The organism is Myxococcus sp. CA056, from assembly GCF_013336715.1.
In the GTDB taxonomy this organism is placed as follows: Bacteria; Myxococcota; Myxococcia; order Myxococcales; family Myxococcaceae; genus Myxococcus; species Myxococcus llanfairpwllgwyngyllgogerychwyrndrobwllllantysiliogogogochensis.
The window spans coordinates 234,108-246,838 of sequence record NZ_JABUMT010000007.1; the positions used below are offsets into that span (position 1 = coordinate 234,108).

Annotated in this window: 13 protein-coding genes; 6 read left to right on the top strand and 7 right to left on the bottom strand. The window is 67.7% G+C overall.

The window, feature by feature from the left end:
• Positions 1–21: 21 nt before the first annotated feature.
• On the bottom strand, positions 22–534 hold the full coding sequence (locus HUA76_RS27405) for an FHA domain-containing protein (protein ID WP_174456817.1): 513 nt from the start codon (positions 532–534) through the stop codon (positions 22–24).
• Between the two features lie 52 nt (positions 535–586).
• Entirely contained in the window at positions 587–1,189 is a 603-nt protein-coding gene (locus HUA76_RS27410; RefSeq protein ID WP_174456818.1) for a hypothetical protein, read from the bottom strand.
• Positions 1,190–1,333: 144 nt separating this feature from the next.
• On the opposite strand from HUA76_RS27410, the gene HUA76_RS27415 reads away from it, so the two are divergent.
• The 3 genes from HUA76_RS27415 (at position 1,334) to HUA76_RS27425 (ending at position 3,912) form a co-directional block, all read left to right on the top strand.
• Positions 1,334–1,540 (top strand): hypothetical protein, encoded by a 207-nt coding sequence (locus tag HUA76_RS27415; RefSeq protein ID WP_141649336.1) that lies wholly within the window; start codon positions 1,334–1,336, stop codon positions 1,538–1,540.
• Between the two features lie 123 nt (positions 1,541–1,663).
• Positions 1,664–2,308 (top strand): DUF4349 domain-containing protein, encoded by a 645-nt coding sequence (locus tag HUA76_RS27420; RefSeq protein WP_174456819.1) that lies wholly within the window; start codon positions 1,664–1,666, stop codon positions 2,306–2,308.
• A 299-nt stretch (positions 2,309–2,607) separates the two neighbouring features.
• Positions 2,608–3,912: an acetyl-CoA carboxylase biotin carboxylase subunit family protein gene (locus HUA76_RS27425; protein ID WP_174462495.1), complete on the top strand. Its 1,305-nt coding sequence runs from the start codon at positions 2,608–2,610 to the stop codon at positions 3,910–3,912.
• Between the two features lie 187 nt (positions 3,913–4,099).
• Here HUA76_RS27425 and HUA76_RS27430 read toward each other — a convergent pair whose 3' ends face one another.
• Both HUA76_RS27430 and HUA76_RS27435 read right to left on the bottom strand, forming a co-directional pair.
• Positions 4,100–4,444 (bottom strand): hypothetical protein, encoded by a 345-nt coding sequence (locus HUA76_RS27430; protein ID WP_174456821.1) that lies wholly within the window; start codon positions 4,442–4,444, stop codon positions 4,100–4,102.
• Positions 4,445–4,482: 38 nt separating this feature from the next.
• Entirely contained in the window at positions 4,483–4,761 is a 279-nt protein-coding gene (locus HUA76_RS27435; RefSeq protein ID WP_217440271.1) for a hypothetical protein, read from the bottom strand.
• Positions 4,762–5,144: 383 nt separating this feature from the next.
• Between HUA76_RS27435 and HUA76_RS27440 the strand changes: the two genes are divergently transcribed.
• Positions 5,145–7,913 (top strand): Ig-like domain-containing protein, encoded by a 2,769-nt coding sequence (locus HUA76_RS27440; RefSeq protein ID WP_174462497.1) that lies wholly within the window; start codon positions 5,145–5,147, stop codon positions 7,911–7,913.
• 56 nt (positions 7,914–7,969) lie between these two features.
• Here the strand turns inward: HUA76_RS27440 and HUA76_RS27445 are convergent, their stop codons facing one another.
• Positions 7,970–8,116: a hypothetical protein gene (locus tag HUA76_RS27445; protein WP_174456824.1), complete on the bottom strand. Its 147-nt coding sequence runs from the start codon at positions 8,114–8,116 to the stop codon at positions 7,970–7,972.
• A gap of 77 nt (positions 8,117–8,193) precedes the next feature.
• The gene (locus HUA76_RS27450; protein WP_174462498.1) at positions 8,194–9,336 is read right to left on the bottom strand and encodes a hypothetical protein; all 1,143 of its coding nucleotides are present in this window, start codon (positions 9,334–9,336) and stop codon (positions 8,194–8,196) included.
• A gap of 272 nt (positions 9,337–9,608) precedes the next feature.
• Here HUA76_RS27450 and HUA76_RS27455 point away from each other — a divergent pair, with 272 nt between their 5' ends.
• A complete protein-coding gene (locus HUA76_RS27455; protein WP_174462499.1) occupies positions 9,609–10,367 on the top strand; it encodes a tetratricopeptide repeat protein in 759 nt (252 codons plus the stop codon).
• A 387-nt stretch (positions 10,368–10,754) separates the two neighbouring features.
• On the top strand, positions 10,755–11,651 hold the full coding sequence (locus HUA76_RS27460; protein ID WP_174462500.1) for a hypothetical protein: 897 nt from the start codon (positions 10,755–10,757) through the stop codon (positions 11,649–11,651).
• Positions 11,652–11,790: 139 nt separating this feature from the next.
• Here the strand turns inward: HUA76_RS27460 and HUA76_RS27465 are convergent, their stop codons facing one another.
• Positions 11,791–12,720, bottom strand: a complete 930-nt coding sequence (locus HUA76_RS27465) for an FkbM family methyltransferase (RefSeq protein ID WP_174456828.1) — start codon at positions 12,718–12,720, stop codon at positions 11,791–11,793.
• Positions 12,721–12,731 lie beyond the last annotated feature (11 nt).

The following is a 12,731-nucleotide window of genomic DNA, read 5'->3' on the forward strand; positions in this document are numbered from 1 at the left end:
CCGCTTGAGACGTGGCAAGGCTCAGGGAGCCATCCGAACCGCGAGCATCCTGACAAAGCCGCTTGCCGTGTAGAACGCCAGCTCCACCTGTCCGAAGCGCAACCGGACGCCATCCTCCAAAAGGACGGGCTTGCGAGGGGTGAGCCGAACCCCGCTCAGCCACGAGCCATTCTTGGAGCCCGCGTCGGTCAGCAGGAAACCCGCCTGGGCTTCATCACGGGCCACCCAGGCGTGGAATCGCGACACACTGCCGTCATCCAGCACCACGTCGTTGTTCCCCGTGCGGCCCACGGTGACGCCCCGGCCGAACGCGTTCGTCCGGCACTTCACCACCGGAAACACCACCGGCTCGTGGGCCCCCAGCGTCGGCGGCCCCGCGTTGGTCACCGTCTTCAACCGGTACTCCTCCTGGTCCGCCAGGCTCTCCACCACCGCCGGAGGCGAAAAGACGAGCAGCCCGGGCGGCAGGTGCCGCTCGAGGTCGCCCCGGTTGCGCAGGTACCGCGAAACATGGGCGCTCAGCAGCTCGGGCATACAGGGGGCGCGGGAGGGGGGAGATTCCCGCGAAACCCAGTCTACGCGGACTTCACCGCCAATCCACGAACAACCCGAGCAGCGGGCCACCCACGAAGCTCCGGCCCAGGTAGCGCCTCTTCAGGCCGAAGGGTTCCCCGTAGCCCACGGCGAGTCCCAGCGCGAACGTGTCGAACTGGTAGCCCGCCTGGAGGCGGCCCTCGATGATGCCCACGGTGTTCTTGTCCGCGGGGGCGCCGCCGTCGAAGTGGGCGCCGTAGAAGACGGGTCCGCCCGTCACCTGGAAGCCCCAGTGAAGGCCGTGGGGCAGGTGGTTGCGGTAGCCGACCCCCACCTGCGCGGTGTGCTCGTAGTACGAGCCCAGCAGCGTCTCCGGCTTGCCTGCTTCCGGGGTCGGCATCGACGCGCCCCACCCCACCCCACCCTCGAGCAGGAAGACGAAGGCGTCCTTGCGGTCCTGGAAGAAGGCCCACTCCCACTGCACCTTCAGGCGCGTGGTGAGGAGCTCCTCGCGCAGAGAGGCGCCCACGAGGACACCTCGGGGCAACCAGGCGGGTGTGGGCGAGGTGTGCACGCGGCGCGGACGTGACTGGGCTTGGGCGGTGGAAACCAGACCCAGCGTAAAAACCAGCAAAACGAAGAGCTTGCGGTCCATAGGAACCTTCTTCCCGCCACGGAGCGGAGCGCTTGTCAACGAAGTGTTGGGTTGGCTATGACGCGTTCGTTACCTGCGGATGGATACGGAGCCGGGCCTTGCCTGGAGCCGCCCACCGTGGGGCACCAAGGAGCGGGACACCGCATGCCAGTCGTGACAGTCCGGGCCAGCAGCAGCAAGCAGGGCTCGGTGAAGTTCGACACCCTGGTCCGCAAGGCCACGGAGAAAGCCTCCGACCTGCTGGGCCAGAGTGATCGAGTGCTCGTCGTCTACGAGAAGGGGTGCGCGAGCATCTATTACGAGGGTGACGGCGTGCAGCCGCTCCCCGCCCCCGCCTCCCGCGTTTCCTGAAGTCGTGGTTCCCGCCGTCAGTGCCCTCCAGGAGGGGGCGCTGACGCGTGAGGATGGAACGCGAATAATCGCAGGTGTGTCCTGGAGGAAGTCCGCGACTGTCCTCTCTCTCCAAGGAACTCCGTGCGCCCGCTCCTCCTCGTCCCCCTCTTCGCACTCGTCGCGTGCTCCACTTCTCGTGTCCACGAGCGCGGGGACGTCATGGACGGCCTGGCGACGGGCGGCGCCCCGGGAGCGGCCGAGCAGAACCGGTCCATCATCCACCGCGCCACGGTGCAGTTGGAGCGCGACGAGCCGGAGCAAGGGCCCGCGCAAGCCATCGCGTTGGCGAAGTCCCATGGGGGCTATGCCCAGCAGGCGATGACCCAGGCCGTCGTGGTGCGCATCCCCGCCGAGCGATTCGAGGGTTTCCTGGCCGCGGTGCCCGCCCTGGGCACGGTGGCGAACAAGAGCGTCTCGGCCGACGACGTGACGGACACGCACCGTGACCTCAAGGTGCGCCTGGACAACGTGACGCGGATTCGCGAGCGCTACCTGGAGCTGCTCCAGCGTGCTGTCACCGTCGAGGACACGCTCAAGGTGGAGAAGGAGCTGGAGCGAATCACGCTCGAATACGAGACCCTCAAGTCGCGCCTGGAGGGGCTGGAGGGCAGCATCGCGCTGTCCACCGTGTACCTGGACTTCCAGCGACCGGTGCGGCCCGGGCCCGTGGGCTGGGTGTTCTATGGCCTGGGCAAGGGCCTCAAGTGGCTGTTCGTCTGGGACTGACGCGCTGACGCGCGGGGCGCGCTCCACGAGGAGGTGCTGTGGACGACACATGCACCTGCCCTCTTCGACGAGAGCAGGGCCCTCCAGGTCACGCTCTCGCAACGGCGCGGCATGGGCATCGTCCAGGGGCGGACGCTCGGCCCACGGACGCTCGGCGCTGGGATGACCCCGGGAGGGAAAGAAGGATCTGCTGAAGGCCGACCTCGCGAGTGAACCGCGCCCGGATGCCATCAGGGCGAGCCCGGCTTCGATTGGGCCGGCGGTGCTGGCAACCCTCTCGGGGCGATGAGGCACTTCGCATGGCCTTGATGACGACGACTTCCTCGGGCGCCTTCGTCCAGCTCGGCGCCACCCGCGATGGACTGGAGCCCTATCTCGACGCGGCTCGCAGGCGCGGACTGCAGACCATCCTCGTGGAGACGCCCGCCTATCTGAGCTGGCGGCAACACCTGGGTCGCCGCCCCTTCGACCTGGAACTTCCGGTGGAGCACCCCTCGCAGCCCGCGGAGGTCCAGCACTTCCTCGAGTCGCTCGGTGTCCCCGTGACGCTGCTGCTCGCGGGCTTCGAACGGTACGTGGAATGCGCCTTCGCGCTCGCGCCCGTCATGGAGCACGGGCCTCGCCAGCGGTGGCCTCATGGGGCCTTCAATCCCCTCGACAAGTGGGGACAGCGCGAGGCCCTGGCCCACGCATGTCCCCGCGTGCTCCAGCCGCGCCACGTCAGCTTCGAGCTGGGCTCACCGGGCGCGTCGGCCATGCTCACCCGGGTGGGCTTTCCCCTGGTGGTGAAGCCCTCGAACGGGAGTGGCGGCCTGGGCGTCTTCCTCGTCGAGGATGCGCGGCAACGCGACCAGGCCCTGGCGGCGCTGGGAGAGCTGTCCAACTACGACGGCGGGCGCTTCGAGCGGGTGTTGCTCGAGGAGTTCATCGAGGGACGCGAGCACTCCATCCAGGGGCTCGCGCATGAGGGGCGGGCGCTGCTCCTCACCACCTGCGAGAAGCTCGTCACGCGCGAGCCAGCGCCAGGCACACCCGAGCTGCGTGGCTTTCGCGAGGCGGGCCACATCGCCACGCATGGAGACCGCGCGGAGCCCGCCCTGCGCGCACTGGCCCAGGCGTGTCTGGATGCCACGGGCTACCGCGAGGGCCCCTTCCATGTGGACCTCCTCCGCAATCAGGGAGGCGCCTTCTTCGTCGAGATGGGCTTCCGCCTCTCCGGAGGGGGACTCTCGGGGCTGGTCGATAGAGCCACCGGAATGAAGTGGGCGGAGCTCGTCTTCGAGACGCACCTGGGAGAGAGAGTCCCCACGCTCCCACCCTTCCGCGAAGGACCTGGCGCCTACGTGGGGCAGGTGACGTGCGCCTCCGAGGACGAGCTTCGTGCCGGGGAGACCTTGCGCGCGAAGGGTGTGACGGTGGAGGTGCAGCGCTTCGCCGCGACTCCGCCGGGGGTCGAGACCGTCGCGAGTCCCCGCAGGGAGGCGCTCGCCGCCGACAAGCTGCGCGACTCGGGTTTCGCGGGGCGCCTCGTGGTCAGCGGCACCACGCTCGAGGAGGTTCGCCACTCCCTGCAGTCCTGCATCTCCGCCCGGCTGGGAGTCTGAACAGGCGCCAGCGCTTCGCTCCACGCGAGTGGGCCCAGATGTCCAGCAAAGCCAACCACCACCCCAAAGACACGCACCACGAGATGACACACAAGGTCGGCGACTCCGCACACCCCCCGAAATGAAGAAGGCCCCAGACTCGAAAGGGAGCCCGGGGCCTCCGAGACATCGCGGACGTCAATCGCGACTACGGATGCGGGTTGCTGCTCCAGCAGGTGGCGTAGGCATCACGCCCGCAGAAGTTGTTCGCGTAGGCATTGCACTGCCCATACGCCACGCTCTGCGTGGCCCACATCCACTCGCTGGAGCTGCGGCAGCGCCACGAACACGTGCGCCCGCCGTCCGCCCAGCCAGCACAGTTCGCGGTCCAGGACGCGCTGACTTCACCCGGAACACGGTCTCTCGACAACACGGCCGTCGAGGGGTCCGGCAGAGCGGCTTCCTCGGCCATCTCCTCGGGAGCTCCGCCGCACGCGGAGAGGCACGCCATGGACACCAACGCCATCATCAGGGGATTCATCAGGTTCTTCATGGGAGGGATTCCTGGGGTGAAGAGGGGTGGGGCCCGACTCAGGGAATGCTCCAGCAGACGCTGTAGGGCTCCCTGCCGCAGTCACGCCGCGCCACGTTCTCGCACTGGCCCCACGCGACGTCGTTGTAGCCATACCAGTGACGCCAGTCGTTGGCCGTGCACTTGAACGTGCAGTGCCGCGCGCCGCGATCATAACCCTCGCAAACACCCTGCTCCGCCTCGCCCACAGGAACCTCGGTGTCGGCCACTTCCTCCGGCGCGCCACCGCACGCCGCCAACAGGCCTCCGAACGCCAGACTGATAATCAGGGTCTTCATCTTCACGGGTGATTGTCCTTGGGGTGTGTGCCGGCGAGATGACCGACCCCGAGAACATAACCTGATTAAGCCGCCTTGTTCAAACAACGAGACTTAACGGGCTTACTGGCCTGGGCGGGACTCGGCCAGACAAGCCAACGCACGCTCGACTCGAAGGATGAAACAGTGAGCCGCTCCCCTCCTGGGATCCAGGAGCCCCCACATCGTTCTTGACCGCCGGTGCCACATACAGCCAGGCCTCTTCAAGAAGCCAGCAACCCGGCAGGTGGGGGCAGAGAATACCCCACGCAGTCCCATCCGAGGTGCCTCCCCGCCGCGAACGACAGGTTTGCAGGAGAGCCACCTCCTGATCTATAGCCCCGCTCAACCAAGAGGGGGATTCAATGTCTGTGTTTCTTTGTGTCGGGCGTGCCGCGTCCCTGGTGACGACAGTGCTTGCCCTGGGAGTGTTCGCGGCCTGCGGTGGAGACGAGAGGGCCTTGCCTCCGGCGGCGAGTGCCGACGTCAAGGTCATGCTCGGCCAGGCACTGTCGGCCGACGACGTGGCGCGCATCCGAGTGGAGGTCCATGGCCCGGGCATCCCCACCGCCTTGGGGATGGACCTCGTCCGCGATGGGAACACGTGGAACGGTACGCTCCACGACATCCCCGCGGGGGCTGACCGCTTCTTCACGGCGAACGCGTACGACGCGGCGTCCACCCTCCTCTACGCGGGCCATGTGAGTCCCATGGCCATCCATGCCGGCCGAGTGGCCGCGGTCTTCATGGTGTTGCAGCAGGCCAATCCCCACCCGCCCTTCGAGAACGAGGCCCCCATCATCGACTCGCTCGCGGTGTCCTCCAATGAAGTGGAGCCGGGGGCATCCCTCACCCTCTCGGCGGTCGCGCACGACAACAACCCGGGTGACACGCTGACCTATACGTGGAGCGCGCCCGGGGGCACGTTCAGCCCCCCGTCCGCCGCGTCCACCACGTGGACCGCACCCGCCACCGAGGGCGTGCAGCGCATCCAGCTCGAGGTGCGGGACTCCAAGAACGCCACGGCCACCGTCACCGTCGACCTCACCGTGCGGAACGTGGGCCCGACAGGCCGCGCCGCGGTGACGATGCGCCTCAACACCTGGCCAGAGGTGAGCGCGATGATGGGGGCGCCCTCCGTGCTCGCCGTGGACCGGCCGACGCAGTTGGCGGCCTCGGCCTCCGACCCGGATGGAGACACCCTGTACTTCTACTGGACCTCCACGTGTGAGGGCACCTTCGACTTCGTCAACGCCCCCACCCCGACGTTCACCCTGAGCGCCGCCCCTGTCGAGGGCCGGTGCGGCTTCAGCGTCTTCGCCTCGGACCTCTCTGGCGGCATTCACGACGGCACCCTCACCCTCCAGGTGGGCCCCGGCCCCCAGGTGGACATACAGCGGGTCCCCGTCGTGGACGGCGTCTCCCAGTCCTTCCAGCGTGCGGGCCTCGGCCAGCTCGTGACGTTCGAACTCACCGCGCATGACCCGGAAGGAACGGCGCTGAGCGTCTCCTGGGTGGCCTCGCAAGGCACCCTCGTGGCGACTCGCGGAAGCGGGGGTTCGGCCTCCGCGGACTGGACCGCCCCGGCCTGCTTCGACGCCCCCGCCGAGGTGACCGCCATCATCACCGACGCGAGCGGCGCCGCCACGGAGGTGACGTTCACCGTCCGGCCAGGGTCCAACACCCCTCCTTGCGACGAGACGACGGTCCTCGGTCACAGCTCCACGTTCTATTTCCAGGAGGACGGCTCCACCGTCACGCGTCCCACCGACCTGAGCACGAACTTCATCGTCGCCTGGGTGCCCACGGCGGAGGGGACCTATACGTCGCACTACGGCCTCGGACTGCGGGATGGAACCTTCGTCATCCAGGGTGTGGAGAACACGCCCTACCTGCTGCAAATCGGCACGGCCTACTACTGGACGCACAGCCGTACGCCGGACTTCAGCCAGGCGCTCGCGGGCCGCGCCGACCTGGAGCCGGAGCCCGAGGGCACGCGCTTCAACTTGAACCTGAGCGGGCTCAACCCATGGGCCTCCGGGGACGAGCTCCAGATCAGCACGTTCGGAGCGGGCCTCACCTACCTCAGCCTGCGGGATTGTGCCTCACCGGCCCTGGGACCCGTGGTGGGCTCGACGGTCCTCTCCGGCGGCACCGGGTACAACACGTCCCTCGAATACTGCGGCAACCGGGTCGGTCGTATCGACCTGGCGCGCGGGGACACGGTGCACGTCGGCCAGTTGGTGTCGCGCGCTCCAGTCGCCGGGGGACTGAACGTGCTCCGGGAGGTGCGCCGGGGCTTCGAGGTCTCCAGCGGGAGCCCGGGAGGCGTCGTCTCCGGGGGCGGCGCGGTCAGCCTGACGGGGATGCTCTTGCCCCAGGCCACCTCGTCGCGGACGGTGCGGATAAACGCCTCCGAGTTCGAGGCCCTGGCGCTCGCCGCCCATCCCCGCGTCACGATGCGCAACAACCAGGACCTGACTGTCGGAGCGCTGCCGGGCTTCATGCGCTTCGGCAGCTACGCCAGTTGGTTCGACCTGGCTTTCGGCACCAACCTCGTTCCAGGCCAGCCGCTTGTCACCCAGGAGCTGGAGTTCGCGGACCCCTTCCCGGCATCGTGGACCCGGTTCGCCGCAAACATCGCGGCGGGCTCCATGACCTACTCGGTGCCCCGGGAGGGGGGTGGCAACACCGTGCCGGCGTCGGTCCGGTTCACCGTCTATACGCATGCGCCGTTCCAGGAAGGCGAGCCCCTGCGGCTCAGCCCCACGGTGGGCCCGCCGCGCGACCTTCGCATCAATGGCCTGGCCGCCACGGAGGATGGGCTCCAGGGCGTGGGCGAGACGCCCCTGGTGACCTGGAGTGCACCGGTCCTGGGCACGCCCACCTCGTACACCGTGCGCTTGTATGGGCTCTACGCGACGAGCACGAATCAGACGGGCCGCATCCAGCGAGCATTCTTCCGCACGACCGAGACGCAGCTCCGTCTTCCGCCGGAGCTCCTCTACCCCGGGGGCCACTACTTCCTCCAGGTGACCTCCGACGTGCGGACCGGAGGGGCTGTGAGCAGTCCCCGCTTCGACGCGCCGTGGAGCGCCACCGCCCCCGCGTTCACGGGGCGCTTCCAGCGTTGAGTCACTTTTGAACGCACCGTGTCCCACGCATCAGGGTGGGGCACGGTGCGTCCTCTTCAAGTGCTCGTCGAAGTGCCTTCTTCGTCGTCGGGCCTGTCGAGGGCGGCGATGAGCTTCTTCGCGATGCGGGCGAAGTCGAGGAGGTCGCGCGTGGCGAGCGGTGCGGACACCCGCTGCACGAGCTTCGCGTTGGCCGCGTTCACCCGCTTTCACGGCGGGCTGATGGAGGGGACGTTTTCGTGGAGGCGGCGGCAATCGAAGCCGCCGCCCCCGAGGGGCATCAGGCCGTGTGGAAGGCCCTGGCGAAGAGGTTCTCGAGGCGCGACTTCTCGGGCTGAATCGTGCTCGCGGGCGAGGCCACGCTCGTGGCGGTGCCCAGGGCGGGACGCAGGCCCGACGCGATGCCCGGCTTGATGTGGTGACGCAGGTCCACCGCCACGTCGGACTTCAGGTGGGTTCCCACACCCGCGGCGGCATTGACGTCCGCGGCCGTCTTGAAGAAGCCGTTCTCCAGCCCCACCTTGCCGCCCGCCTGGGCCGCCGCTCCCGCCACCACGCCGCCCGTGACGGAGCCATGCAGCCGGCCCAGGTGCCCGCCCGCCGTGCCGTACGCACCCGCCGTGGCGGACGCACCCATCTGGCCCGAGAGCATCGCAGTGGCCGTCCTCGGGTCCAGGCTGGCCACGCCCTCGGCATAGGCGTTGGCGGAGGCCCTGGCGTCGCCCTTCACGTACCCACCCACGTGCCGGTTGAAGTCGTGGCTCGCGCTCGCGCCCACGCCCACGCCCGTCTCCGCCTTCGCCGTCAGCGCCCCCGTGTACGCGTGCGAGTTCCTGTCCAGCGAATACCCGGCCTGGGCCTGGCCCTTGAAGCTGGTGGCATCGGCGGTGAGCTGGCCGCTCGTCACGCCATACCGGCCCGCGTGCGTCTTCTGCAGCTCGTAGGCGGCGCCAGGCCCATTCACCTCGGCCTGGGCCGACTGGTAGCGCACGCCGTTGCCGCTGTAGTTCGACGTGGAGGCCTGCATCGAGCCCACGTTGCCGCTCAGCTTGCCACCGCCGTAGGTGTCCTTCTCGAAGGGCCGGCCCGGCCTGTCGACGAGCATGTTCTGCGTTGCGCCCGGGGGCGGCGTGAGCTTGTTGTCACCACCGCTCACCATGATGTCCGAGGCCTGGCCCGTGGTCTTCTCCCAGGGGCTGTAGGACGGCCCTCCCTCGGGCATGCCCGGGTGCTTCACCGGCTTGGACTCCGGAGCGGTCGGCGTGCTCGCGGCGGGCTTCGTCTGCGAGGGCTTCAGGGTCTGCGAAGAGGGCGCCGAGGCGGGGAGCGTGTTGGCGCGCGCGGGCGGCTTGGGCTTGGACGTCGAGGAGGAAGGGAAGGTCGAGGAACGGGAGGGGGACGAACCAAGGCGGCGAGTACGCATGGGAGGCTCCTCAAGCAGTGCGGTGAGTGGTTCAGTGCGGCGGTGTCCTGCCTGATTGCACCCGACATGCCACGCTCAAGTCGCACGACGTGGGCAACGCGCCTCCCTGATTTCAACAGGTTGGAGGGAGGGACTCGGCAGGCCAGGGGCGGGCCCTGATGTCCACGGTCATCAGGGCCCTGACAGCAGTCATCCCCCCGCGAGCAGAGCGGCGGCGGTGAGTCATGGCCATCGGCAGGCTCGACACCCGCGCGGACTAGGATTCACCCTCCATGCGCTTTCGAAGGCCCGCTCTCGCCCTCTCCTCCACTGCGACGCTGCTCTTCGCTGCCTGCGCGCATGACCCGCCGGTCATCGAATGCGGGCTCCTGGGCAACCACCTCGACCTGTGTGTGGAGGAACTGGCCAGGGGGAACCTGGACAAGGCGGAGGCTCACTGCGACATGGGCCTGGAGTTCAGTCCCCAGAACCCCGAGCTGCGCGCCAACAGGGGCGTCATCGCGTTGATGCGGAATGACACCGCGACGGCGAAGCGGCACCTCCGCCTGGCGATCAAGCTCAACCCAGACCACCCACAGGCGCATTCGAACCTGGGGTTCACCTACTTCAAGGAAGGGGACCCCGAGTCAGCGCGGAAGCGCTTCAGCCAGGCACTGAGCTTGAAGCCAGACCTGCTCGACGCGCGGCATGGACTGGGGCTCGCGCTCATGAAGCTCGGCCGGCGGGAGGAGGCCCGGAAGGAGCTCACCACGGTGCGGGACACCGCCCCTGACAACGCCAACTTCCACCGCACCCTCGGGATGTTGGACTACCAGGAGCAGAACCTGGAAGGCGCGCGCCAGAACCTCGCCAAGGCGGCTCAGCTCGCGCCCGAGAATCCTCTCGCGTGGCAGGCGCTGGGCTCGGTGTTGATGGAGCAGCGGCGAGTCAGTGAAGCGGAAGCGGCGTTCCACCGCTGCTTGAGATTGCAGGAGGCACCCGCCGAATGCCAGACCGGGCTGGAGCAGGCCCGGCGTGCGGCGGAGCCATGAGGAGGCTACGAGCGGGTTGAGGCCGTCACACCGCGGACCGGCATCAACGCGCTCGTATCCCGGTTTCGTATTCCACGGTTTGACACACGATGCATCCAAGGCGCCGGCCTTTGATGACTGGCCATACCGAGTCTTCAGATCCAGCCAGCCATAGAGGGCATCCGCGGGCACGAGAACACCGCGTGGCCCTGTCGCACAAGGTGCACAATGGTAGTCCCCAAACCGCCTTACGTTTTGCATCTTGAGCGACTGAAAGGCGACCGCTCTCCCCAGATTGAAGCACCGCGCTACAAGCAATCGACTTGTTCGATGGTACACCTTGTGTTGCTGGCCCTCACGGCCAGTCAACCATAGACCGAGCCCAACCTCACACTCAGCGACCTCACCATGCTCACCATCCGAGTGCATCTCATTCTTCTCGCTGTCCTCTCCCTCATCGTCCCCTCGGTTGCGATGGCCGCAAATGCCGTCGCGGGCACGACGTATCATGGACAAAGCATCACTGCCCCACCGGGGACGAGCGTCAGCGATTGGAACATCCTGGTCGTTCCCAGGAACATGGGTTTCACGGAGATCGGCTCCGAGGGCGACAATGCCCTCCTGCGCTTCGAGGTATCGGCTTCTCCTCTCAACAACGTTGAGTGGTCGGTCTGGGCCCGTTTCAAGTATCGTAACAGCAGTGGGAGTGGCACCTGGTATTCCGGCGCCGTCGACTATCTGCTGGTCCGCAAGGCGTTGAGCGCCGCCGGTACGCTCACGCATGGTGAGAACCTTGCCGTGCCATCAGGCACGTCGGTGGCTGACTGGAACATCATCGTCAGTCCCGCGTCGGCCGGCTTCGAAGAGCCCGGCTCCGAGTTCGACAATTCCCTGCTGCGGTTCTCGACGTCCTACACCATCGTCGACAACTTCACCTGGCAGCTCCAAGCCCCCTACAAGTTCCGCCATTCCAACCAGGGCCTGTCGTTCGTAGGCGCAGGCCAGGTGAGCTACCTGCTGGTCTCGCGCGACGCGAGCTTCACTGGCTCCGCCACGCACGGCCAGACCTTCGCCACGCAGGGAAACACCGCCGTGAGCGACTGGTCGGTGCTCGTGCTCCCCACGAGCGTGGGCTTCGAGGAAGTGGGCAGCGAGGGCGATAATGCCCTTCTGCTGTTCGATAGCACCGTTCAGGCCTCGGGCACCTACCAGTGGCAGGCGTTCGGCGCATTCAAGTACCGGTTTCAGAACGGCGAAGGCAGCTGGAATGGAGAAACGCTCAGCTACATCGCCGTCCGCAACTGATTCAACGGGTGGGTTGGCCCTCTCTCCAGGGCCAACCCAGCATCCCCCGGGACGCATTCGTGGACTCGACCGCTCCCTGGGCCAGGACCTCCGACACCGGCCTTGGGGCGACGCGAAGCCGCGTCCCAACGGCGACGGTTCACCCCACGCGTCGCGGAGCCCGCGAAGCACCGGCGACCGAGTCCCTCACGAAGATGAGGTCGACGATACCTTCGGCCAGGACCTGCCCGGGTTCGGCCGGTGCCATGTCGCGAGGGCCCTCCCAGTAAGGTTCCACCGAGTGGTTGTCGAGCGTGTACAGCGCGAACCCGGCGTTCATGAACCGCGCCAGGAAGCGCGCGGGATCCCGTCCCTGCAGGTGGAAGAGCTTGGGGTCGAACTCCACCACGAACGCCACTTCGGGATGACAGCGCTCCAGCAGTTCGTCCAGCCCACTCTCCAGACACCCCTCGGCCCCCTCGACATCCACCTTGATGACGCGGGCCCTGGCAGCCTCTTCGCGCGTGAGCAGGTCCACCAGCCGGCGCCCGGGCACTTCGCTCTCGGGTGCGCGTCCTCTGCGCTCATCCCTCCACGTCATCGCCGTGCCGGAATTGCCCGCATCGGGAGGGTAGATCTTCACCGTGCAGTCCTCATCCGCCAGGGCCATGTTCACAGCGCGGACGTTGGCGGCGGGGTTCAGGGACAAGTTCCTTTGCAACAACTCGAAGTTTCGCGGCGAGGCCTCGATGGCCACCACCCCGCCCGTGGCACCGACGCACGCGGCCCCCAACAGCGTGAAGTAGCCCGCGTTCGCGCCGACATCCACGAAGACATCTCCCGCGACCAACCGTGACTGCAGCCACGCCGTCAGGCTCGGCTCCCATACGCCCACGGCATAGACAGCGCCATGCACCAGATCCGCGGTGTTCCCCGCAAACCGAAAGCCCCAGGAGGTGCGCACCACGAAGTCCCGCGGACCATGGATGCGGCGCAGCCCCTTGAGCGCCGTGAGCACGGCGAGCTTCGCCGGCCAGCCTCGTGTGTTCTGGCGCACGTAGCGAACCACCGGCACCACGGCGGATGCCATGCGAGACAGCA